This is a genomic window from Kineococcus endophyticus (genome assembly GCF_040796495.1).
Lineage (GTDB): Bacteria > Actinomycetota > Actinomycetes > Actinomycetales > Kineococcaceae > Kineococcus > Kineococcus endophyticus.
Map to the genome: position 1 here is coordinate 40,873 of NZ_JBFNQN010000020.1, position 21,561 is coordinate 62,433.

Sequence of the window (21,561 nt, forward strand, 5' to 3'; positions counted from 1 at the left end):
GCGCGCGGGGGTCGTCCCGTGGCACGGTGCCGCCGTGACCCGCCGCCAGCTCCAGCAGTTCCTCGCCGTGCTCGAGCACGGCAGCCTGGCGCGGGCGGCCGCGGCCACCGGGACGGCGCCCGCGAGCCTCGCCCAGTCCCTCACGGCCCTCGAACGCGACGTGGGGGCCGAGCTCGTGCACCGGCTCCCGCACGGGACCGTGCCGACGGGAGCGGGGGTCGCCTTCGCGCCGCACGCGCGGGCCACGCTGCGGGCCCTGTCGGCCGACGTCGTCGCGGACCCCGCAGGCAGCGAGCGGCTCCGCGGCGACCTCGACCTCGTCGCGGACCCGGTCCTGGCCGTCGACCCGGGGGCCGCGTTGCTGGGCAGGTTCCGCCGGGCCCACCCCGACGTCCGCGTGCGCTTCGACGTGCCCGACGACGCCGAGGAGGTGCCGCGCCACCTCGCCGACGGGCGCGCCGAGGTGGCCCTGACGTACCTGCCGCTCGACCAGCCCCTCGACGGCCCGCACCGGCGTCGTACCGAGGTCCTGTCCCTGGGGTCGCAGGAGCTCCACCTCGTGCTGCCGCCGGGGGCGGAGGACCTGCCCGACCCGCTCGCCCTCGACCGGCTCGGCCCGTGCGACGTGGTCGACGTCCCCGGCAGCCGGTGGCGGGAGGTCGTGCGCGCCCGGGTGTCCGGAGGGGGCCCGAGTGGTGGGGGCTGGCGGGTCGCGGTCCGCACGGTGCACCGCGAGGCCGTCGTCCCGCTCGTCCTGGCCGGCGCGGGGGTCGCGTTCACGGCGGGGGCGGCGTGCCGCTGGGCGGCGCAGCAGGGGGCCGTGGTGCGCCGGCTGGACCCGCCGCTGCGCCTGGAGGTGGGCCTCGTCCACCACGGGCCGGCCTCCCCCGTCGTCGCGGCCCTGCTGCGGACGGCGCGGCCGTGACGTCGCCCTTCGAGACCGAGCGCGACGCGCGGTTCTTCCTCGCCGTCGTCGACGAGGGCGGGATCACCGCGGCCGCGGCGACGTTGTTCGTGGCGCAACCCTCGCTCTCACAGGCGGTCCGCGTCCTGGAGCGGCGCACCGGGCGGGACCTGTTCGAGCGGACGCCGCGGGGGACGGTCCCGACGGCGGCCGGGCGGGCGCTGGTGCCCGTGGCCCGGGCCGTGCTGGACCGGGCCGGTGCTGGGCGCGCGGCCGTCGCCGACGTCGTGGCCGTGCGGGCCGGGACCCTGCGCCTCGTGGCCCACGCCTCGGTCGCCGCGGACCCGCTGGCCGCGGCGGTGGGCGAGTTCCGGCGGCGCCACCCGGGGGTCGACGTCGTGGTGGAGGACGCGCGCGACGACGACGCCCTGGTGCGCCGGCTCGCGGCCGGGGACGCCGACCTCGCGCTCGTGCACCTGCCGCTGCCCGAGCACCCTGCGCTGGTCGTGCGCGAACTCGGCCGGCAGCAGGTGCACGCCGCGTTCCCGCCCGGCACCGACCTGCCACCGGGACCGGTCACCCTCGACGACCTGCGCCCGCACCCCCTCGTCGCCCTCCTGCACGGGGGATCGGCCCGGCGGGCCGTCCGCGACGCCCTGGAGGTCGCCGGTCAGGTCGCCCCCGGCGGCACGTGGCACGCCCGCGTCAGCACCCCGCGCGTCGGCGCCGCCATCCCGCTCGTCCTCGCCGGTGCCGGGGTCGCGCTCGTCGGCGACTGGTACGCCCACCGCATCGCCGACCTCGGCGGGGTCGTCCGCCCCCTGGACCCGCCCGTCCACAGCCCCTACGGGACGGTGCGGCGGCGGGAGGGGACCGGGCCCGTCGCGGCGGCCTTCGCGGACCTGCTGGCGGTCCGCTGCCGTTGAGCGGCAGCGGGTCTCAGCGTCCGGTCCAGACGGGCGCGCGGCGCTGCGCGAACGCGCGTGCGCCCTCGGCGGCGTCGGCGGACGTGAGCACCTCGCGGACCAGGGCGTCCTGCCGGCGGAACCCCTCGGACTCCTCGACGTCCAGCGCCTCGTGCAGGACGCGGGTCACCGCCCGCACCGCCAGCGGAGCACCGGCCGCGATGCGGCGGGCGAGGTCGAGCGCGGCGACGAGGGCCTCGCCGGGTGGGGTGAGCCGGGTGAGGAGGCCGTACCGCTCGGCGCGGTCGGCGGGCAGGGGTTCGCCCGTGAGCAGGAGTTCGGCCGCGACCGCGCGCGGCAGGGCCTTCGGCAGGCGCAGCATCCCGCCCTCGGGCGCGACGATGCCGCGGGTCACCTCCGGCAGCCCGAACCGGGCGTCGGCGGCGGCCACGACGAGGTCGCAGGCCAGGGCGAGTTCCGTGCCCCCGCCCAGGGCCCACCCCTCCACGGCGGCGACGAGGGGTTTGGTGCGGCGGGCGCGGCTGACGCCGGCGAAACCCCGGTCGCCCACGACGGGGCTCTCACCGCGCGAGAACGCCTTGAGGTCCATGCCCGCGCAGAACGTCCCGCCCGCTCCCGTGAGGACACCCACCCGCAGGTCGGGATCGTCCTCCAGGCGGTCGAGGGCGTCGGCCAGCGCCCGTGCGGTGGCGGCGTCGACGGAGTTCTTCGCCCGCGGCCGGTCGATGGTGGCGACGAGCACGCCGCCGGTGACCTCGACGCGGACGGGAACCTCGGTGGTCTGCTCGGTGGTCTGCTCGGGGGTGCTCACCGCAGGGCCGCCAGCCGCTCGGAGTCCCAGCCCAGTTCGGCCATGACCTCCTCGGTGTCCGCGCCGAGGGCGGGGGAGTGCCGCCGCACCCCGCTGGGCGACTCCGAGAACCGCACCGGGTCGCCGATGACGCGGTAGGCGCCCTCCTGCGGGTGTTCCTGGACGTCGAGGAGACCGCCCTGCGACCAGTAGTCGTGCTCGCCGGCGTGGTCGAGGTCCATGACGGGGGCGAACGGGATGCTGTGCTCGGCGCAGATCTGCGACCACTCCTGCGTCGTGTGCGTCCGGGAGTACCGGCCGACCGCCTCGTACAGGTCCCCGAGGTGGTCCTGCAGCGTCACCGCGTCCCAGCCCTCGACCTCCTCCGGGTGGCCGACGACGTCGAAGTACGCGACGACGTTCGCCCAGCTGTACGGGAGGATGCACGCGTGGCCGTCCTTCGTCGGCAGCGCCGCGTGCCCGGGTTCCAGCGACCGCGGGAAACCCACCGGGCCGGCCTGCGGTTCGTAGGCGCGGCCGCCGATGTGCTCGACCATCGTGAACGCGAACATGGTGTCCGCCATCGGCACCTCCACGCGCTGACCGCGGCCGGTGCGCTCGCGGCCCAGCAGCGCCGCCAGCACCGCGTACACGATCGTCAGGCCGCAGATCTTGTCGGCCATCGCGGTCGGGACGTAGTACGGGGTCCCGGTGACGCGCCGCATGAGGTCCACCATCCCCGACGCGGCCTGCACGACCTCGTCGTAGGCGGCCAGGTCCGCCGCGGCGGAGTCGGAGCGGAAACCCTGCGCGTTGCAGTAGACCAGGCGCGGGTTGGCCTCGGCGAGGTCCTCGTACGACAGGCCGAGCTTGGCCAGCGCCCGCGGCCGCATGTTCGTGACGAGGACGTCGGCGCTCGCGATGACGTCGAGGGCGGCCTGCTTGCCGGCCGGGGACTTCAGGTCCAGCCGGACGCTGCGCTTGTTGCGGTTGAGGTTCAGCGCCAGGGCGCCGGTGCTCTCCTCGTCGCGGCGCTGCAGCAACCGCATGACGTCCCCGGTGGGCGACTCGATCTTCACGACGTCGGCGCCGAGGTCGCCCAGCAGCTGGCACGCGTACGGGGCCATGATGACGGTGGACAGGTCGACGACGCGCAGACCCTCGAGGTTCGGGGTGCCGGCGGGGTTCGCGGTGCTCTGGGTGGTCACGGTGGTGCTCCTCGATCTGGTGGGGTTCCTCAGACGAACGCGCTGATGCCGGTGGCCGCGCGGCCGGTGATGAGGGAGTTCATGTCGCGGGTGCCCTCGTAGGAGTAGAGGGCCTCGGCGTCGGCGAAGAACCGCGCGACGCCGTGCTCGAGCAGGATGCCGTTGCCGCCCAGCACCTCGCGGGCCAGTGCGACGGTCTCACGCATGCGCGAGGTGCAGAACATCTTGGCGAGGGCGGCCTGGGCGTCGGTCAGCCGGCCGGCCTCGGTGAGCTGGGCCATCCGGACGCACATCGCCTGCGCGGCGGTGATGTTCCCCAGCATCGTCGACAGCTTGTCCTGCACGAGCTGGAACGAGGCGATCGGCTTGCCGAACTGCTCGCGCTGCACGGCGTAGCCGCGGGCCGCGCGGTAGGCGCCCACGGCGCACCCGGTCGCGCTCCAGGCGACCCCGCCGCGGGTGACCTTGAGCACCTGGGCGGTGTCGCGGAACGAGTTCGCCCCCTGCAGGCGGTTCCCCTCCTCCACCCGCACGCCGTCGAGGACGAGGTGGGCGTTCTGGACGCCGCGCAGCGAGATCTTGCCCTCGAGCACGGAGGCGCTGAAACCGGCCTGCCCCTTCTCGACGACGAAACCCTTGACCGAGTCGTCGGCCACGTCACGGGCCCAGACGACGACCAGGTCGGCGAAGGTGCCGTTCCCGATCCACTTCTTCTCCCCGTCCAGGACCCAGCCCTCGCCGTCGCGGCGGGCGGTGGTGGTCAGGCCGCCGGCGGTCCCGGACCCCACGAGGGGTTCGGTGAGGCCGAAGGCGCCGACCTTCTCCCAGCGGGTCATGGCCGGCAGCCAGCGCCGCCGCTGCTCCTGCGACCCGCACACGCGGATCGAGCCCATCGACAGTCCGGAGTGGACGCCGAAGAACGTCGCGAACGAGGGGTCGACGGCCGACATCTCCATCCCGACGATGCCGTTGAGCAGAGCGCTGCGGGCGGCGGTGCCGGTCTCGTCCTCCGGCAGCCCGGTGATGCCGAGCTCGGCGATGCGGGGCGCGAGGTGCACGGGGCTCTCGCCCTTCTCCCACAGCTCGTCGGCGTGGGGGGCGACCTCCTCGGCGAGGAACGTGCGGATGCGCTGCAGGACGGCGTTCTCCGCGTCGTCGAGGAGGTCCTCGACGTGGAAGAAGTCGCCGGCCACGGCGCCGGGGTCCAGGCTCTTGTGGGAACTCACGGTGGGTCTCTCCAGGGTTTCGGTGGTCTCAGTGCTCGGTCACTGCTCAGCCAGGGCGGCCAGCACGGCCGCCTGCCGGGTGTCGCGTTCGCGGGCCAGGTCGGCGACGTCGCGCCCGTCGGTGGCCTGCTCGCTCTGCGCGACGAGGTCGGAGGTCGTCGCCTCGTCGAGGACGGGGCGGCCCAGGTGCTCCCAGCCGTCGGCCATGCCGGGCCCGAGGTGGGTGAGGAAGTGGGCCATCCCGCCGGGGCCGCCGCCGAGGTGGAAGGAGCGGAACGGACCGGCCGCGGCCCAGCGCGGCCCGATCGAGGACGTCACGACGTCGTCGAGACCGGCGACGTCCACGACGCCCTCGCGCACCAGGTGCACGGCTTCGCGGAACAGGGCGGACTGCAACCTGTTCGCGACGAACCCCGGAACCTCCCGGCGCAGCACGACGGGGTGCTTCCCGAGGGCGGTGTAGAACTCCACGACGCGGTCCACGGTTGCGGGGGAGGTGTCGCGGCCGGGGACGACCTCCACCAGCGGCACGAGGTGCGGCGGGTTGAAGGGGTGCCCCACGACGAGACGTCCGGGGTCGCTCATGCGGGTCGAGACCTCCGTCGCCGTCAGGGCGGACGTGGAGGTCAGCAGCAGGGCGTCGGCGGGAGCGGCCGCCTCGACGTCGGCCCACAGCTGCTGCTTGAGGTCGAGGCGTTCGGGTCCGTTCTCCTGCACCGCGTCCGCGCCGCGCACGGCGGTGGTGAGGTCGTCGGCGACGGTGAGGTCGTCGGTGTCCGGGTCCAGGGTCAGGCCCAGGTCGGCCAGGCCCGGGACGAGGCGGGCCAGGTCGGCGCGCAGCGTCCGCCCGGTGTCCGGGCGCGGGTCGTGGACGGTGACGCGGTGGCCCCGGGCCAGCAGCAGGGCGGTCCAGGACGTGCCGATGAGGCCGGTGCCGAGCACGGTGGTGCGGGGTCGGTGGGTGGGTCGGCTGGTGGGGTTTCCCACGGTTCTCCTCCGGTGGTTCTCAGGCGAGGTAGTCGTGCACGAGCTCGGCCGGTCCCAGCGAGAGGTCGGTCAGGACGTGCGAGGCGGACAGGACCCGGCGCACGGGCAGGTCGGCCAGCGGGGCGAGGGCGTGCTCGAAGAGCTGCAGCCGGGCCGGGCCGGTCCAGGCGCCCTTCACCGTCAGGTCGGTGGTGCGGGTGCGGACGAGTTCGCAGATGCGGGGGCGGCCGTCGTACCCGGGCAGCACCTTGAGCATGTAGGTGGGGACGCCGATCTCGCGCTCGGCCGCGGCGCGGTCCAGGGGCGCGTGCTTGTAGCCCATCGTCGCCGTGGCCACCGGCAGGCTGCCGTGGTCGAGGGTCCCCACGAGGGTGTCGGAGTCGACGTGCAGCCGGGGCGAACCCCAGACCTTGGGGTAGGCCCCCATCTCCCGGCCGCTGGCGATCGCCGGGTGGTTGTCGACGTGCATGGTGTGCAGGTACTCGCCGGGTTCGCCGTCGAACTCGACCCGCAGGGCCTGCCCGGCCTCGGTGTAGTCCCCCAGACCGGTGACGTCCGGCATGCGCATGACCTCGAACCGCACGAGCGGGTCGGTGACCTGCAGCGGTTCGGGGACGACCGCGCGCACGGCGTCGAGGTCGGAGCGGTACGTGATGGTGAAGTACTCGCGGTCGGTGAAGCGGTACGGCGGAGCCGGGAACGCGGGCGCTCCCAGCGGCGTGGTCGTCGTCCCGGCGACGTCCTGCAGACGCACGGGGTCCTCCTCGAGGTGCGGTGCGCGACCCCCGGGCGGGGGCCGACCACTCCAGGCAACTCCCGCGCCGGACAGAGGTCAAAGACCGTTTCCCGGCACCCTCGCGAGGTTCTCCCTATGGCAGGAGGTGGAGCGCAGCGCCGCGTCGGCGTGCGCGACGATGGCCGGGACATGTCGACCACGCCCGCGCCCGCCGTCCAACGCCGCACCGCCGTGCTCCTGCTCGCCGGGCTGCTGCTCGTGGCGTGCGCGATGCGCTCGCCCATCACCGGGGTCGGGCCGGTGCTGCCGTTCGTCTCCGACGACCTGGGCCTGTCCGCCGCCGCGGCCGGGGCGCTGACCTCGTTGCCGCTGGTCGCGTTCGCGGCGAGCTCGCTCGTCGTCCCGAAGGTCGCCGCGCGCCTCGGCGCCCGCGCCACCCTGGTCCTGGCGATGTTCCTGCTGACGGCCGGGTCGGCCCTGCGCTGGGTGCCCGGGACGGTCCCGCTGTTCACCGGGACGGCGCTGCTGGGCATCGCCATCGCGGTGGCGAACGTCCTCATGCCGGCCCTCATCCGCGCCGAGTTCCCCGGGCGGATCGCGCTGCTGACCAGCGGCTACGTCGTCCTCATGCAGGTCGTCGGCAGCATCGCGTCCGGGGTGTCCGTGCCCGTGGCCGAGACCGTGGCGGGTGGCTGGCGGACCGCGCTCGTCGTGTGGGCCGCGCCCGCGCTGCTCGCGGCCCTGCTGTGGCTCCCGCTGGTCCGCGCCCGTCGGAGCGCCGGGCCCGCCGGGCCGCACGCGCGGACGCCGTGGCGCTCCCCGCTGGCGTGGGCGGTGACGGCCTTCATGGGGACGCAGTCGATGCTCTTCTACGTCCTGCTCTCCTGGCTCGCGACGATCGCCCGCGACCGCTCCGGGCTGGACGCGACGGTGTCCGGGGTCCTGCTGTCGGAGCTGCAGGTCCTCGGCGTCGTGGGTTCGCTCCTCGTCCCCGTGCTGACGGCGGGGTCCGTGCAGCGGACGCGGTGGGTGGCCGTCGCGGCGACGCTCTGCTCCCTCGCCGGGATCGTGCTGCTGCTGGTCGCGCCGGGGCTGGCCGTGGTGGCCGTCGGGCTCATCGGGCTCGGCGGCGGGGCGACGGTCGTCCTGGCCCTGGCCGCGATCTCGGCCCGGGCCGCGGACGCTCCCACGGCGGCGGCCCTGTCGGGGATGGCCCAGGCCGTCGGGTACCTCGCGGCGGCCGTGGGGCCCGTCGTGTTCGGGGCCCTGCACTCGCTGACGGGGGACTGGGTGGTGCCGCTGACGGCGCTCGCGCTCGTCGCGGTCTTGCAGCTCGTCCCGGCGTGGGCGGCGCACCGGGACGCGGTGGTCTGACGCCGGTCGGTGCTCGGCGGACTCGTCAGGCTCACGGCTCCCGTCGTACCGGACCAGCTCAGTTCCGCAGGACGTCCTCGGGGTGCACCCCGAACTCGTCCCGGAAGGACGCGACGAAGCGGTCCACCCGGGCGAACCCCCAGCGGTGGGCCACCTGCGCGACGGTCGCCCCGCCGGAGGGGTCGGTCTGCTGCAGGTCCTGGCGCGCAGCCGTCAGCCGCACCCACTGCAGATGGGTTCTAGGGGTGCAGCCCAGGTGGCGACGGAACCCGGCGTCCAGCGACCGACCGTCCACTCCGGCTGCCGTGGCGATGTCGGTCACCGTGATGGGCAGTGAGGCGTGGTCCTCGATGAACTGCATCGCTCGCCGCACCACCGCGGCACCGACCAGTCCCGGTCCGGCCCGGTGGGCCAGGGTGGTCGTGGTGTTCGGGAAGGCCCTCAGCGCCGCCCAGGCCACTGTCTGCACCAGGTGCGTCGACAGCAACGGCTCGTCGGCGAGCGGGTGCGGTCCGCTCAGCGCCTCGTGCACCAGGGCCGCCGTGCGCAGCCAGGCGTCCTCGAGCGGCCGGGACGTCGGGGTCATGCCGGTGAAGCGCAGCCGCTGGGTGAGCGGGCCGAACCGTTCCTCCGCGACCCGCTCGACCACCGACAACGGCAGGCGGACCATCCGGGCGTCGATGGCGTCGTCCCAGCGACCCGTGATCGCCACGTCGTCGGGGTAGCGGACCGCCCGCCCGGGCTGCGTGGTGACCACGTCGTGCCCCACGTCGTACCGGGTGCGCCCGAGGGCGGGGGTGAAGGCCATGAACTCGTCCACCGGTTCCAGTCCCGCGCTCATCGCCGTGCTGAACCGCAACCGGTCCGCCACCAGGTCCCCCACCTGCGCCGTGCGGAAGGCGCAGGAGAAGGGCCCCGATCCTCCCGCCAACGCGAAGGGGCGGTCGGGGCTCTAGACGTCCTTGAGCACCGCCTCGGCGGCGTCCCGTCGATCGGTGGACCACTCGACGACTTCGATCGGCACCACCGCATCGTCCCGCTCCACCCCGCGCACCGCAGGTCGTCCCCGCGGCCACCCTCCGGCAACTCGCTGCGAGCGGTCCGGACGGGTCAGTGCTGCACGGACTCGTCCGTCAGCTCGAACCAGACGGTCTTGCCGAGCGGCCCCACCGCGAGGTCGGTGCCCCACCGCGTCGACAGCATCTCGACCATCGCCATCCCGCGACCGCTCTCGGCGTCGGCGCGCTGGGCCCCGATGAGCGGCATCCCGCCCCCGTCGTCGGAGACCTCCACGCGCAGCGAGGCGCCGTTGACGCGCCGGACGGCCAGCTGCACCATGCCGTCGCCGTGCACGACGGCGTTCGTGACGACCTCGCTGGCCAGCAGCAGCGCGGCCTCGACCGTGTCCTCGAGGAGCTCCGAGGAGGCCACCCAGGGCGCGCACCACTCGCTGATGAGCCAGCGGGCGACGCCCACGGAGCGCGGGCTGGGCGGGAGGACCACGTGGAACAACGGTCCTCGACCTCCCCCGACTGCGAGCCCGCCGCCGCGGCCCGTCCACGGCGTGCACCATCACGCGTGTGAGCACAGTCATCAACGCGTGACTCACAGTCAATCACCCGGGTCGCCGCTTGTCCGCACGCAGGCGGATTCCGGTACCGGCACCTCCAGCCCCACCGGTCACACCGGGAGGGGCACCCCGACCACCTCGAGCGCGGTCACGACGGCCAGGACGGCGCACACGACGCCGCCGATCCGGCTCACGGTCGCCACGCTCAGCCGGCGCACGATGGTGCTCCCGAGCGCCGCCGCCAGGCCGGCCACCACGAGCAACGCGGCCCACGACCCGACGAAGACCGAGACCGGGTCGTCGTAGCGCGCGGCCAGGCCCGCCGTGAAGAGCTGCGACAGGTCGCCCCACTCGGCGAGGAAGATCACGCCGAAGCACGTGAGGACCCCGCGCCACCCCGACCGGCCGGCCCCGACCTTGGCCTCGTACTCGCTCCGGGCCTCCTGCCCGGCCTGCTTCGCCTTCGCCGCGCCCCGGAACAGCGTCACCGCACCCACGGCGAAGAGGACGGCGGCCACGGCGGCGACGGGACGCTCGGGCAGCTGGGCCAGCAGCCGCCCGGCGACGACGGCGATGAGGCACTGCACGGCGAACGCCAGCCCGACCCCCACCCAGGCCGTGAGCGGCCTGAAGCGGGTGGCCAGGACGAGCGTCGCGACGAACGTCTTGTCGGGCAGTTCCAGCAGCAGGATCGGCAGGAAGCTGGCGGCGAGGACGGCGAGGTCCACGGTGGGTGCGGCTCCTTCACGACGGGAACGGGACGGGGGCGCGTCGGTGGGCCGCGGGCCATGCCAGCACACGGGGGGTGGGCCGCGACAGCTCCAGGACTCGCGTTCGGCGGGCCGAACAACTGGTTCGCCTGCACCGGGTGCACCAGACTGGCGGCGTGCCGGAGCTCCCCGAGGTCGAAGCGCTCGCCGCCTTCCTGCGCGAGCGCATGACAGGACGCGTCGTGGCGAAGGTCGAGGTCGGCGCGATCAACGTCCTCAAGACCTACGACCCGCCGCCGACCGCGCTGCAGGGTCTGCTCGTCACGGGGGTGGACCGGCACGGCAAGTGGCTCGACGTCGACGTCGACGGGCTGCACCTGGCGATCCACCTGTCCCGGGCGGGGTGGTTGCGCTGGTCGGACGCCCTGCCGAAGACGCCGCTGCGGCCGAGCGGGAAGAACCCCGTCGCGCTGCGGGTGCGCTTGGCGCCCGAGGACGACGAGGACCCGGACAGCCCGCCCGGGTTCGACCTCACCGAGGCCGGCACCCAGAAGCGCCTCGCCGTGCACGTCGTCAAGGACGTCGCGCAGGTCCCCGGGATCGCCTCGCTCGGCCCGGACCCGCTCGACGACTCCTTCGACCTCGACGCGTTCCGCGCGTTGCTCAGCGGTTCGCGCCAGCAGGTCAAGGGGCTGCTGCGCGAGCAGTCGGTGCTGGCGGGCGTCGGGAACGCCTACTCCGACGAGGTGCTGCACGTCGCGAAGCTGTCGCCGTACGCGTCGGCCGGCAAGTTGCCCGCCGCGGACGTCGAACGGCTCTACGAGGCGTTGCGGACGACCCTGAGGGACGCCGTCGCGGCCGCCAGCGGCAAACCCGCCAAGGAGCTCAAGGACGCCAAGCGTGCGGGGATGCGCGTGCACGGGCGCACCGGTCAGCCGTGCCCCGTCTGCGGTGACGTCGTGCGCGAGGTCTCGTTCGCGGACCGTTCGATGCAGTACTGCGCCACGTGCCAGACGGGCGGGAAACCCCTCGCGGACCGCCGGTTGTCGCGCCTGCTGAAGTGAACTCACCCGGAACCTGCTGTGCACCCCCTTGGCGGGGAGGTGCCGGGAGGAGTTCACTGCGCCCGTGAACGAGATCAGCGCCGACCTCCGTCCCTCCCGCCGCACCGTCCTGTCCGCGACCGCCGTCCTCGGCGGCCTCGCCTCGGTGCCCCTCACCGCCGGACCGTCCTCGGCCGCCGCGACGCACCGGCCGGGCCACGGCTGGCCCTCGCCCTTCGTCGTGGGACACCGCGGCGCGTCGGCCTACCGGCCCGAGCACACCGTCGCCTCGTGGGAACTCGCAGCCCGCCTCGGCGCGGACGTCGTCGAACCCGACCTGGTGCCCACGAAGGACGGGGTCCTCGTCTGCCGGCACGAGCCGGAGATCTCCGGGACGACGGACGTCGCCGACCACCCCGAGTTCGCCGACCGCCGCACGACGAAGACCATCGACGGCGTCGAGTACACGGGGTGGTTCACCCCCGACTTCACGTTGGCGGAACTGCGCACGCTGCGGGCGGTCGAACGTCTCCCGGAACTGCGCCAGCACAACACCGTCTACGACGGGCTCTGGTGCGTCCCGACGTTCGAGGAGGCGCTCGACACCCGGCAGCGGCTGTCGCGCGAGCTCGGCCGGACGATCGGGATCATCCCGGAGATCAAGCACAGCACGTACTTCCGCTCCCTGGGGTTCGACCTCGAGGCCGAGGTCGTGCGGATCCTGCGCGAGCACCGGCTGAACTCCGCCGGCGCCCCCGTCGACGTGCAGTCCTTCGAGCTGACGAACCTCGTGCAGCTGCGGACCCGGTACGGGCTGCGGACCCCGACGGTGTTCCTCACGTCGGAGACGGGCGCCCCGGCGGACCTCGTCGCGGCGGGCGACCCGCGGCAGTACGCTGACCTGCTCGTCCCGTCGGCGCTGCGCGACCTGGCGCGGTACGTCGACCAGATCGGCCCGTCGCTCGTGCAGGTGACCTCCGACCTCGTCGACGACGCCCACGCGGCCGGGCTGCAGGTCGTGCCCTACACGCTGCGACCGGAGAACGAGTTCCTGCCCGCGCAGTTCCGGACGGGGGAGGACCCGGCCGACTGGGGACGCGTCCTGGACTACGCCGCCCAGCTGCTCGCGACGGGGATCGACGGGTTCTTCACCGACGCCCCGGACCTCGGCGTCCTCGCGCGGGACCAGCTGCGCGGCTGAGCGTCCTCCCCCGGGAGGACGAGGCGGTTCCACCCCGGGCACGATGTGCCGCCCCGTGCCCGCGGCCGATCCTGGACGGGTCGAGGTCGGGAACGGTGCGGAGGGGTGCGGAGATGGACGTGCAGGTGCTGGTGGGAGTGCTGGTGGGGATCGTCGGCGTCGCCGGCGCACTGCTCGTCGTCGTGGCGGCCGCGGCCGGCCGGTTCGCGCGGGAGGGGAGGGGCGAGGAGCAGTTGCTCGTCGCCCCGCGCGGCGCCCGGTTCGGGGACGCGACGGACCTGGTGCTCACGGCGGCCCGGGCGCAGGAGGTCCGGACGCGTGAGGACCGGGCCGTCACGGTCGTCCGGCTGGACGAGCACCGGCGGCGGCGCGGGGCCGCCACCGGCCACGCCGCCTGACACCCCCGTGGGGGACGGGGACGGGGCCTGACCCCGCGGCGGGAGGTTCCTCCCGCCGCGGGGCTGCCCGCACCCCCGGTTACTGCACCAGGGCGGTGGCGGCGTCCGCGGTCGCCTGCGGGACCGAGGGCAGGCCGCCGAAGATCCACCCGGTGCCCGAGGTGGTGTAGTTCGCCTTCTTGGCGCTCAGGTACGCCGAGGTGCTGGTGCCGAGGGAACCGTTGAAGTCGGTGAACAGCAGGGGAACCCCCTGGCTGCCCGCCACCGGTGCCGCGGCGAGGGCGTCGGCGGCCGTCGCGTCGGTCCCGCCCACGAGAGCCACGCTCTGGCTGTCGAAGTTCTCGTTGGCGATGGCGTCGTCGGCGATCTTCGACGCCGTCTCCTGGCGGTTGGTGCCCGCGATGCGTTCGGTGCCGCCGGCCTGGCTGTAGACGGCGTCCGAGACGGACGTGGAACTGCCCAGGACGACCCGGTTGGTCGTGCCCAGCTCCGTCAGCGCGTCCTTGGTGGCCGTCGGCAGCGACCCGGCCTCGGTGAGCAGGATCGGGTAGTTCCGGGCCCACGCGACCGGACCGGCCGCGAGCGCGTCGGCCGTGCTCGTGCCGCTGGCGATGAACACCTGCTCCGGGGCGTCCCCGGAGTCGTCGGCCTCGGCGACGAGCGCCGCGGTCGCGTAGCGGTCGGCGCCGGCGAGGCGGTGGACGGTCTTGCCGTCCGCCTTCCAGGCGTCCTCCTGCGCCTGGGAGACGCGGTTCGTGCCGCCGACGATCCAGACGTCCTTGGCGCCCAGGCGGTCGATCTCGGCCGACGTGACCGCCGGGACGGCGTTCGTGTCGGTGTAGAGGATGGGCGCCGACTTCAGGCCGGCCAGGTAGGAGGCCGTGAGGCCGTCGACCGTGGCGTACCCGTTGACGACGACGACGTCGGTGGCCGACCCGTCGACGGGTTCGAGCAGCTTGGACGCGGCGACGGCGGTGGCGAACCGGTCGGTGCCCGAGATGCGGTCGTCGAACGCGAAACCGGTGGCGGCCTGCGCGGGCAGTGCGGTGACGGCGGAGCCGAGACCGACGAGCAGGGCCACACCGGCAGCGGTGGCGAGGGTCTTCTTCATCGTGTTCTCCTGGGATCCGCGGGTCAGCTGGTGGCGATCTCGCCGTTGAGGCCGGCGGGGTAGAACCCGCCCTTGGTGACCCCGGTGCCCGGCGTCAGGTACACGATGTTCAGGACCTCCTGCGGTGACCGGCTGAACGCGATCCCGTTGGCGTCGGTCGGGACGAGGTTGGCCCGGCCGCCGGAACCCACGGTGATGCCCTGGTCCTTGTCGGCGCCTGCGCCGTCGAGGGAGTCGCGGGCGTCGGAGATGAGGTTCGTGGGGGTGTCCAACCCGTTCTCGTACAGCAGGGTGCGCACGATCCCGGAGTGGTAGGCCTCGACGGCGAGGATGCCGGCCGCGGCCTCGAGGTAGGCGGGGGTGGAGATGAGCGGGGCCGCACCCTTGTAGGCGGTGACCCCGACGTCCTCGAAGAGGAACGCGCCGAGGAGGAAGAACGCCTCGGAGGAGAACGGGTCGAACGTCTCACCCTGCTTGATGACACCGGCGGCGACGGCCGCTCCGGTGAAGGACTCCTGCAGGTTGATGGCCGGGCGGGAGACCGCGGCCGAGCCGAGGGCGGAGCGCAGGAACTTCACGTGCGCGATCTCGTCGTTGGCGATCTCCTCGGCGTAGTAGCGCATCGCCTTGGACTTGAAGGGGACGCGGTGCCCGCCGGTGACCCCGCCCTGGGTGCCGGTCCCGGTGGCGAGGGCGTCGGCGAGGCCGTGGCCGTAGGCGGCGTAGCAGTAGAACTCGGCTTCGAGGTACTCGAGGTTCAGGGCGAAGTTGAGGACGCTGCCCTCGCTGGGGGTCGCCGCCGAGGCGGACTCGGCCGTGGAGGCCCCCACGAGCCCGGCGCCGACGGCGCCGGCGGACAGCAGGCCCATGCCGCGCAGGAAGTTCCTGCGGTCGGCGGGGGTCTCGGAACTGCGGTTGATCATGTCGACGAGGAGGGACTTCTTGAACATGGGCAGCCTTTGAGGTCTGGGCGCCAAGGCTCGACGCCGGTGCTCGACGCGGCAGGTGTCACGTCGTCGTGATCGGACGTCCGGTGTTCGGAGCGGTCGGCCCGGTGGATGGGTCGTGGTCGTGACTCCTCGGACGAACCGTGATCAGCCTGCCCTGCCGATCACGATCCGTCTACCCAGCGTCATGCTCCGACTACAGAAGGCTCATGAAGCGCCGCGCGACCTCGTCGTCACGGGCGTGTCGGGCTGGAGGAGGGGGGCGATCCGGTCCCAGCGGGCGATCTGACAGCCGTCGTTGCGGGCGTAGCGCGCGTCGACCCGTTCCCCGCGCCACGTGCCGGTGACCGTCGCCGTCTGCGCGCCGCCGTAGACCTGCGTGCAGGCCATGTCCTTCGGGACGGGCGCCCAGGGCGACTTCGCCGCGGCGATCGCGTCGCACGCGTTCTGGGCGTCCGGGTGGTCCCCGCCGACGACGCCGTCGGCGCACGTCAGGGTCCACGTGGTCTGCGCCCCCGTGCCGTCGTCGACCACGACGGTCAACGTGTCCCCGGACGTCGCCGCGGCGCTGCCCGACGGGGTGCTGTCCGACGGGGTGCTGTCCGACGGGGTGCTGGAGGGAGTGCTGCTCGTCACCGGTGCTCCTGCCTGCTGGTCACCGCAGGCCGCGAGCAGACCGAGCCCCACCGCCAGGAGGGCGGCGGCACCGGTCCGGGCGCTGCGGTGGACGGTCCTGCGTTCGGTCACGGGACTACGACGCCCGCGGCCGCGGGACGGTTCCCGTCCGGTCGGCACGTGACGGGTGACAGGGGCGCCACGCCCGCGTTACGGTGGGGATTTCGCTCGATCCGGGTTCTCCCCGCGTCACCACGGACATCGTCCCGCGGGCGCCCTCGTGATCGCAACGTTGTTGTCGCGCACCGGTTCCGGCAGAATCGACGGTCGATCCGATGGAGGAACCGTGTCCGAGCACGCCCCGGACGAGGTGCTGACCGCCGAGCAGCGGCACCTCGACCACGCCCGCGCCGAACTCGCCCGCATGCGGGCCCACACCCTGTCCCTCGTCGACTCCCTCGCCCCCGGTCACGCCGGCGACGCCGGCGCCGACGAGGCCCTCGGCTGGACGCTGCACCGCCGCGCCGCCAGCCTCGTCGACGACCCGTCCACCACGCTGTTCTTCGGCCGCACCGACCACGACGACGGCCAGAGCCTGCACATCGGCCGTCGGCACGTCACCGACTCCGCCGGCGACCCGGTCGTCGTCGACTGGCGCGCCGACGTCTCCCGCGGGTTCTACCGCGCGACCCGCGACGACCGCGCCGGCGTGCGGTTGCGCCGCCGGTTCGGCGTCGAGCAGGGCCGCCTGACGGCCTACGAGGACGAGCACCTCACCGACGAGTCCGAGGTGGACTCCTCCTCGGACATCCTGGCCCGCGAGATCGAGCGTCCGCGCTCGGGCCCGATGCGCGACATCGTCGCCACCATCCAGCCCGAGCAGGACGCCCTCGTCCGCGCCGACGCCCAGACGACGGTCTGCGTCCAGGGAGCCCCCGGCACGGGGAAGACGGCCGTCGGCCTGCACCGCGCCGCGTGGCTGCTGTACGCGCACCGGGAACGCTTGACGCGGCAGGGCGTCCTCGTCATCGGTCCGAACCGCGCGTTCCTGCAGCACATCTCGGCGGTCCTGCCGGCCCTCGGCGAGGTCGAGGTGGACCAGCGGACGGTCGACGAACTCCTGACGGCGGCGACCGAGGGAAGCAGGGAGGTCCGCGTCCGCGGCACCGAACCGCCCGAGGTGGGGACCCTCAAGGGCGACGGGCGGATGGCCGAGGTCGTCCGCCGCGCCGTCTGGGCGGCGGTGGGGGACCCCGCGCAGGTGCTGGAGTCGGGCGCGGTGGTCGTGACGCGCGGTTCCCGGCGCTGGCGCGTCCCCGGGTACGTCGTCCGCGAACTCCTCGACGAGCTGACCGGTCGCGGGATCCGCTACGGGGCGGCGGCTGCCCTGCTGCCGCAGCGGCTCGCGCACTCCGTCCTGCAGCTGCTCGAGGCGGCCGGGGACTCCCCGGACGACGTCGTCCAGGACGCCGTCGCCCGCAGCGCCGAGGTCAAGCGGGCGGTCAAGGCGCTCATGCCGGCCCAGGACCCGGCGAAGGTCCTGCACCGGGTGCTGTCCGACGCGGAGTTCCTGCGCGCGTGCTCCGACGGGGTCCTCACCGACGCCGAACGGGACCTGCTCGCCTGGCCCGTGCCGCCGCGCACGGCGGGTTCGGCGAAGTGGACCGCGGCGGACGCGGTGCTGCTCGACGAGGTGCGGGACCAGCTGCAGCGCACGCCGTCCCGGGCGCACGTCGTCCTCGACGAGGCGCAGGACCTGTCCGCCATGCAGTTGCGCGCCGTCGGCCGCCGGTGCAGCACGGGCGCGGCGACGGTGCTCGGCGACATCGCGCAGGGCACGACGCCGTGGGCGGCCCGCAGCTGGGACGACGTCCTGGTCCACCTCGGCAAACCCGACGGCGAGCTCGAGGTCCTCGACCGGGGTTTCCGCGTCCCCGCGGCCGTCATCGACTACGCGGCGAGGTTGTTGCCCCGCATCGCGCCGGACCTCACCGTCCCCCGGTCCGTCCGGACCGATCCCGGTCTGCTGGAAGTCCTCCGCGTCGAGGACCCCGTCGTGCAGGCGGCCCGGACGGTGCGCGAGCTCGCCGACCTCGAGGGTTCCGTGGGGGTCGTGGTGGCGTCCGCCGTGGTCGAGGACGTGGCCCGGGAACTGAGCGCGCAGGGCCTGGAGTTCTCCCGGCTCGACGACCCCGACCCCGACCAGCAGCGGATCTCCCTCGTCCCCGCGCCGCTGGTCAAGGGCCTGGAGTTCGACCGCGTCGTCGTCGTGGAACCCGCGGCCGTGGTGGCCGGGGAACCCGACGAGCGCACCGGTCTGCGGCGCCTCTACGTGAGCCTGACGCGTGCGGTGAGCGCGATGGTCGTGCTGCACCGCGAGGACCTCCCCGCCGAACTCGTCGGCGGCTGACCCGCTGCCTGCCTGCCCCCGCCTGAGTTCGGGCGCGGGGTCACCCCGTGCGTGGTGATGGGGTGCGGGGTCACCCCGAGCCGCCCGTGCCGCCCCTTGCCGCGGTGGTCGGCCGACGGGTTCGGGTATGGGGTCACCCCGTACGCGGTGATGGGGTGCGGGGTCACCCCGTGCCGCCCGGGCCTGGGTGAGAGACCGACGGGTTTTGGCGCGGGGTCACCCCGTGCCCGACCGGGTCAGTGCTCGAACAGTGCGCTGACCGACTCCCCCTCGTGGATCCGCCGGATCGCGGCGGCGAGCGCCGGGGCGACGGAGATGACGGACAACCCCTCGCGCGGGCCGCCGCGCAGGGGGACCGTGTCGGTGCAGACGACCTCGTCGATGTCGGGGTGGGCCAGCAGCCGGTCGAGGGCGTCGCCGGCGAAGATCCCGTGCGTGCAGACGACGCGGATGCTGCGGGCCTGCAGTTCCGTGAGGCGGTCGGTGAGTTCGAACACCGTGCTGCCCTTGGCGATCTCGTCGTCGAGAACGATGACGTCCTTGCCGGTGACGTCGCCGATGACGTTCGCGATGACGACCCGGTCGTCGGGGAACCGCTGCTTGGCGCCGGTGGCGATGCCGCAGCCGAGCATCCGCGCGAACGCGGCGGCGGGTTTGGCGTTGCCGAGGTCGGGGGAGACGACGACGGCGTTCGACAGGTCCTCGCCCTCGAAGTGCGTCGCGAGCTGCTTGAGGGCGTGCAGGTGGTCGACGGGGACGCGGAAGAACCCGTGGACCTGCGGGGAGTGCAGCGTCATGACGAGGACGTGGTCGGCGCCGGCGGTCTCCAGCAGGTCGGCGACGAGACGGCCGCCGATGGAGATCCGGCCGGTGTCCTTCTTGTCCGAACGTGCGTAGGAGTAGTGCGGGACGACGGCGGTCACGCGGGCCGCGGAGGCGTGCTTGGCGGCGTCGAGCATGAGCAGCAGCTCGACGAGCGCCTCCTGCACCGGGGGCACGAGGGGCTGCACGACGTACACGTCGCGCTGACGGCAGTTGGCCTGCAGCTGGACCTCGAGGCAGTCGTTGGAGAAGCGGCTGACGCGGGTGGGGGACAGTTCCACCCCCATCTCCGCGGCGACCGCGGCGGCGAGCTCGGGGTGGGCGGATCCGCTGAACACGGCGATCTCTCGCGGGGTGGCAGGCACGGGGCGCCACGCTAGCGGGACGGCTCGCGGGCCGGGCCGTACGCTCGGGAGCATGAGCGAGTCCCGGACGTTCGACGTCGACGGCGTGCCCACCACCGCGGTGACCGACCTCCCCGAGGACGCGACGGTCCTCGACGTGCGCGAGGACGACGAGTGGGCCGCCGGCCACATCGCCGGTGCCCTGCACATCCCGATGGGGCAGGTGCCGCAGCGCCTGGAGGACCTGCCCGAGGGGCAGCTGCACGTCGTGTGCCGCTCCGGCGGGCGTTCGCAGCGCACCGCGGTGTGGTTGCAGCGCAACGGCTACGACGTGGTGAACGTCGACGGCGGGATGTCGGCGTGGGCCGAGGCCGGCCGGGACATGGTCTCGGAGTCGGGTCAGGAGCCCTTCGTCCGCTGACCCGCGGGCGGCGTCAGGACACCTTGGCGGGCCGGTCCCGGTAACCGTCGACCGTCAGCATCGGCGGCCGCTCGTCGAGCGTGAGGACGTGGGTCACCGGGGCGTAGTGCCCGTAGCCGTCCCGGGCGAACTGCGTCATCGCCGGGGGCCGGCCCAGCGCCTCCCCGGCGGCGCGCTGGTGCACGACGTGCGTGATCTCGGCGGCCATCCGCCCCAGGGCGGCGGTGTCCTGGTGGCTGTGCCCGCGCCGGCCGAGGTCGACCTGCGCGATGGCCTGCAGCCCCTTCAGCTCCAACGTGTCGATGAGCATGGCCATCTCGACGCCGTAGCCCCCGCAGAAGGGGATGGCCTCCAGCAGGCGGCGCCGGCCGGCGTACTCCCCGGCCAGCGGCTGCACGACCCCGGCGAGGTCGGGGTAGAAGCGGCTGATGAGCGGACGGGCCACGAGCTCGGTGACGCGGCCGCCGGACGTGCTGCCGGCGCCCTGCAGCGGGCGGTCGTAGCAGCCCTTGACGAGCTCGACACCGGGATCGGTGAGCAGCGGCCCGAGCAGACCCGTGACGAGCTGCGGCTGGGGGTCGACGAGGTCGCTGTCGACGAAGACGACGACGTCGCCCGTCGTGACCGCGAGCGACTTCCACAGCACCTCGCCCTTGCCGGGGCGCGACCCCGTCTCGGGCAGGACGTCGTCACGGTGGTGGACGGTCGCGCCCGCCGCGGCGGCCACCCGGGCGGTCCCGTCGGTGGAGCCGGAGTCCATGACGACGACCTCGTCGACGAGGCCGGTGGCGTCGGCGAGGCGGCGCACCATGGTCACGACACCGCCGACCGTTGCCTCCTCGTCCAGTGCAGGCAGGACGACGCTGACCCGGGTCCCGGCCTTCTGGCGGCGCAACCGCTCCAGCGGCCAGTCGCGGGCGCGGGACGTGGACCTGCCGAACCAGGCCTGCACGGGCAGCTTCACAGGGCTCCTCCGTCTGCTCGAGGGTCACCGCGACGTCGCCTCCAGAACGAGCCGGGTCCGGCCACCGTGGCACGCGGCGGCCACGGCGGACCACCGCCGGCGGCAGAGTTCACGCCCGCGCAACACGGGAGCGGTCCCGGCCCGCACCACGTTTCCGGCGCGTTGCGGCCCGTTGTCCGGCGCGTCTCGCGTCCGTGCGGGTGAGGTGGAGGTGGTCGCAGGTTTGACCTCCGCGGGCCTCGGGTACCCAGCTTCCGGTCCATCCGCGACACGGGAGTGGGAGAACATGCCGACGGGAGCACGGCCGGTGCCGGCCACCCACTGGGCGACCTTCGCCCACGACGCGGCGTCCGTGCCGCGGGCGCGGCACGTGGTGCGCATGGTGCTCGACGGGGCCGGTCTGGACGAGATGACGACCGCGGAGATCGAGATCGTGCTGTCCGAGATCGTCGGCAACGCGATCCGGCACGCGCGTCCCCTCCTCGGCGGGGAGATCCACGTGACGTGCGAGGTAGTCCCGGACGACTCCCCGCACGTCGAGATCGCGGTGACCGACGGCGGGGCGCCGGGCTCGGTGCTGAGCCCTCGCGCAGCGGCCGACTCCGACACCAGCGGGCGGGGCCTCTTCATCGTCGACGGCCTCGCGCACGAGTGGGGCGTGGTCGAGGACCTCGACAACCTCAGCCGCACCGTCTGGGCCTCCTTCGGAGGACCCACCCGGCACCACCCGCACTGACCAGGGCGCCCGGCCCGTCCGGACCCTGCCGCGTCGCCCGTTCGGGCCACCGGCTCCCGCTGGACCACCACCGACCGCGCCCGGTCGGATACGGTCTGCACACGGCCCCGCGCGGTGC

Annotated in this window: 22 protein-coding genes; 9 read left to right on the forward strand and 13 right to left on the reverse strand. The window is 74.1% G+C overall.

The features are described from left to right. Positions 1-34 precede the first annotated feature (34 nt). Together AB1207_RS23055 and AB1207_RS23060 are read left to right on the forward strand one after the other, a co-directional pair. The gene (locus AB1207_RS23055) at positions 35-925 is read left to right on the forward strand and encodes a LysR family transcriptional regulator (protein WP_367641042.1); all 891 of its coding nucleotides are present in this window, start codon (positions 35-37) and stop codon (positions 923-925) included. Next, positions 922-1,830, forward strand: a complete 909-nt coding sequence (locus AB1207_RS23060; RefSeq protein ID WP_367641043.1) for a LysR family transcriptional regulator — start codon at positions 922-924, stop codon at positions 1,828-1,830. Before AB1207_RS23055 ends, AB1207_RS23060 begins: the two co-directional genes overlap by 4 nt. A 13-nt stretch (positions 1,831-1,843) precedes the next feature. Here AB1207_RS23060 and AB1207_RS23065 read toward each other — a convergent pair whose 3' ends face one another. Genes AB1207_RS23065 through AB1207_RS23085 form a run of 5 tightly spaced genes read right to left on the reverse strand, consistent with a single transcriptional unit; the run spans position 1,844 to position 6,795 of the window. Continuing rightward, on the reverse strand, positions 1,844-2,641 hold the full coding sequence (locus AB1207_RS23065) for a crotonase/enoyl-CoA hydratase family protein (protein ID WP_367641045.1): 798 nt from the start codon (positions 2,639-2,641) through the stop codon (positions 1,844-1,846). Continuing rightward, positions 2,638-3,828, reverse strand: a complete 1,191-nt coding sequence (locus tag AB1207_RS23070; RefSeq protein WP_367641046.1) for a CaiB/BaiF CoA transferase family protein — start codon at positions 3,826-3,828, stop codon at positions 2,638-2,640. The genes AB1207_RS23065 and AB1207_RS23070 overlap by 4 nt, the downstream gene beginning before the upstream one ends. 29 nt (positions 3,829-3,857) lie before the next feature. Then, on the reverse strand, positions 3,858-5,054 hold the full coding sequence (locus tag AB1207_RS23075) for an acyl-CoA dehydrogenase family protein (RefSeq protein WP_367641047.1): 1,197 nt from the start codon (positions 5,052-5,054) through the stop codon (positions 3,858-3,860). 39 nt (positions 5,055-5,093) lie between these two features. Next, positions 5,094-6,041 (reverse strand): 3-hydroxyacyl-CoA dehydrogenase NAD-binding domain-containing protein, encoded by a 948-nt coding sequence (locus tag AB1207_RS23080; RefSeq protein WP_367641048.1) that lies wholly within the window; start codon positions 6,039-6,041, stop codon positions 5,094-5,096. A 19-nt stretch (positions 6,042-6,060) separates the two neighbouring features. Beyond that, entirely contained in the window at positions 6,061-6,795 is a 735-nt protein-coding gene (locus AB1207_RS23085) for an acetoacetate decarboxylase (RefSeq protein ID WP_367641049.1), read from the reverse strand. A gap of 171 nt (positions 6,796-6,966) precedes the next feature. Between AB1207_RS23085 and AB1207_RS23090 the strand changes: the two genes are divergently transcribed. Further along, complete coding sequence (locus AB1207_RS23090) at positions 6,967-8,151, forward strand: MFS transporter (RefSeq protein WP_367641051.1); 1,185 nt, start codon at positions 6,967-6,969, stop codon at positions 8,149-8,151. 58 nt (positions 8,152-8,209) lie between these two features. Here the strand turns inward: AB1207_RS23090 and AB1207_RS23095 are convergent, their stop codons facing one another. The 3 genes from AB1207_RS23095 to AB1207_RS23105 all read right to left on the reverse strand — a co-directional run bounded on the left by AB1207_RS23095 (position 8,210) and on the right by AB1207_RS23105 (position 10,449). Beyond that, complete coding sequence (locus AB1207_RS23095) at positions 8,210-9,082, reverse strand: helix-turn-helix transcriptional regulator (RefSeq protein WP_496204303.1); 873 nt, start codon at positions 9,080-9,082, stop codon at positions 8,210-8,212. Positions 9,083-9,261: 179 nt separating this feature from the next. Further along, a complete protein-coding gene (locus tag AB1207_RS23100; protein WP_367641053.1) occupies positions 9,262-9,654 on the reverse strand; it encodes an ATP-binding protein in 393 nt (130 codons plus the stop codon). Positions 9,655-9,831: 177 nt separating this feature from the next. After that, on the reverse strand, positions 9,832-10,449 hold the full coding sequence (locus AB1207_RS23105; protein WP_367641055.1) for a TMEM165/GDT1 family protein: 618 nt from the start codon (positions 10,447-10,449) through the stop codon (positions 9,832-9,834). Between the two features lie 158 nt (positions 10,450-10,607). On the opposite strand from AB1207_RS23105, the gene AB1207_RS23110 reads away from it, so the two are divergent. The 3 genes from AB1207_RS23110 (at position 10,608) to AB1207_RS23120 (ending at position 13,073) form a co-directional block, all read left to right on the forward strand. Next, positions 10,608-11,495, forward strand: a complete 888-nt coding sequence (locus AB1207_RS23110) for an Fpg/Nei family DNA glycosylase (RefSeq protein WP_367641057.1) — start codon at positions 10,608-10,610, stop codon at positions 11,493-11,495. 73 nt (positions 11,496-11,568) lie between these two features. After that, a complete protein-coding gene (locus tag AB1207_RS23115; protein WP_437179009.1) occupies positions 11,569-12,675 on the forward strand; it encodes a glycerophosphodiester phosphodiesterase family protein in 1,107 nt (368 codons plus the stop codon). Positions 12,676-12,788: 113 nt separating this feature from the next. Continuing rightward, positions 12,789-13,073: a hypothetical protein gene (locus tag AB1207_RS23120; protein ID WP_367641060.1), complete on the forward strand. Its 285-nt coding sequence runs from the start codon at positions 12,789-12,791 to the stop codon at positions 13,071-13,073. Positions 13,074-13,152: 79 nt separating this feature from the next. Here AB1207_RS23120 and AB1207_RS23125 read toward each other — a convergent pair whose 3' ends face one another. The 3 genes from AB1207_RS23125 to AB1207_RS23135 form a co-directional block, all read right to left on the reverse strand. Further along, the gene (locus AB1207_RS23125) at positions 13,153-14,184 is read right to left on the reverse strand and encodes a cell wall-binding repeat-containing protein (RefSeq protein WP_367641062.1); all 1,032 of its coding nucleotides are present in this window, start codon (positions 14,182-14,184) and stop codon (positions 13,153-13,155) included. Between the two features lie 23 nt (positions 14,185-14,207). Then, positions 14,208-15,134, reverse strand: coding sequence for a ferritin-like domain-containing protein (locus AB1207_RS23130; RefSeq protein ID WP_367641064.1), 927 nt, complete (start codon positions 15,132-15,134; stop codon positions 14,208-14,210). A gap of 204 nt (positions 15,135-15,338) precedes the next feature. Further along, positions 15,339-15,878, reverse strand: coding sequence for an SSI family serine proteinase inhibitor (locus AB1207_RS23135; protein WP_367641065.1), 540 nt, complete (start codon positions 15,876-15,878; stop codon positions 15,339-15,341). Positions 15,879-16,092: 214 nt separating this feature from the next. Here AB1207_RS23135 and AB1207_RS23140 point away from each other — a divergent pair, with 214 nt between their 5' ends. Beyond that, positions 16,093-18,156, forward strand: coding sequence for a HelD family protein (locus AB1207_RS23140; RefSeq protein ID WP_367641066.1), 2,064 nt, complete (start codon positions 16,093-16,095; stop codon positions 18,154-18,156). A gap of 236 nt (positions 18,157-18,392) precedes the next feature. On the opposite strand, the gene AB1207_RS23145 is transcribed toward AB1207_RS23140, so the two are convergent. Further along, a complete protein-coding gene (locus AB1207_RS23145; protein ID WP_367641067.1) occupies positions 18,393-19,343 on the reverse strand; it encodes a ribose-phosphate diphosphokinase in 951 nt (316 codons plus the stop codon). Between the two features lie 52 nt (positions 19,344-19,395). Here AB1207_RS23145 and AB1207_RS23150 point away from each other — a divergent pair, with 52 nt between their 5' ends. Then, positions 19,396-19,743 (forward strand): rhodanese-like domain-containing protein, encoded by a 348-nt coding sequence (locus tag AB1207_RS23150; protein WP_367641068.1) that lies wholly within the window; start codon positions 19,396-19,398, stop codon positions 19,741-19,743. A 13-nt stretch (positions 19,744-19,756) separates the two neighbouring features. Here AB1207_RS23150 and AB1207_RS23155 read toward each other — a convergent pair whose 3' ends face one another. Further along, positions 19,757-20,707: a glucosyl-3-phosphoglycerate synthase gene (locus tag AB1207_RS23155; RefSeq protein ID WP_367641069.1), complete on the reverse strand. Its 951-nt coding sequence runs from the start codon at positions 20,705-20,707 to the stop codon at positions 19,757-19,759. Positions 20,708-21,014: 307 nt separating this feature from the next. Here AB1207_RS23155 and AB1207_RS23160 point away from each other — a divergent pair, with 307 nt between their 5' ends. Next, positions 21,015-21,443 carry an ATP-binding protein gene (locus AB1207_RS23160; protein ID WP_367641070.1) on the forward strand — a complete coding sequence of 143 codons (429 nt, stop codon included), beginning with the start codon at positions 21,015-21,017 and terminating at the stop codon, positions 21,441-21,443. The last annotated feature ends 118 nt before the right edge of the window (positions 21,444-21,561 follow it).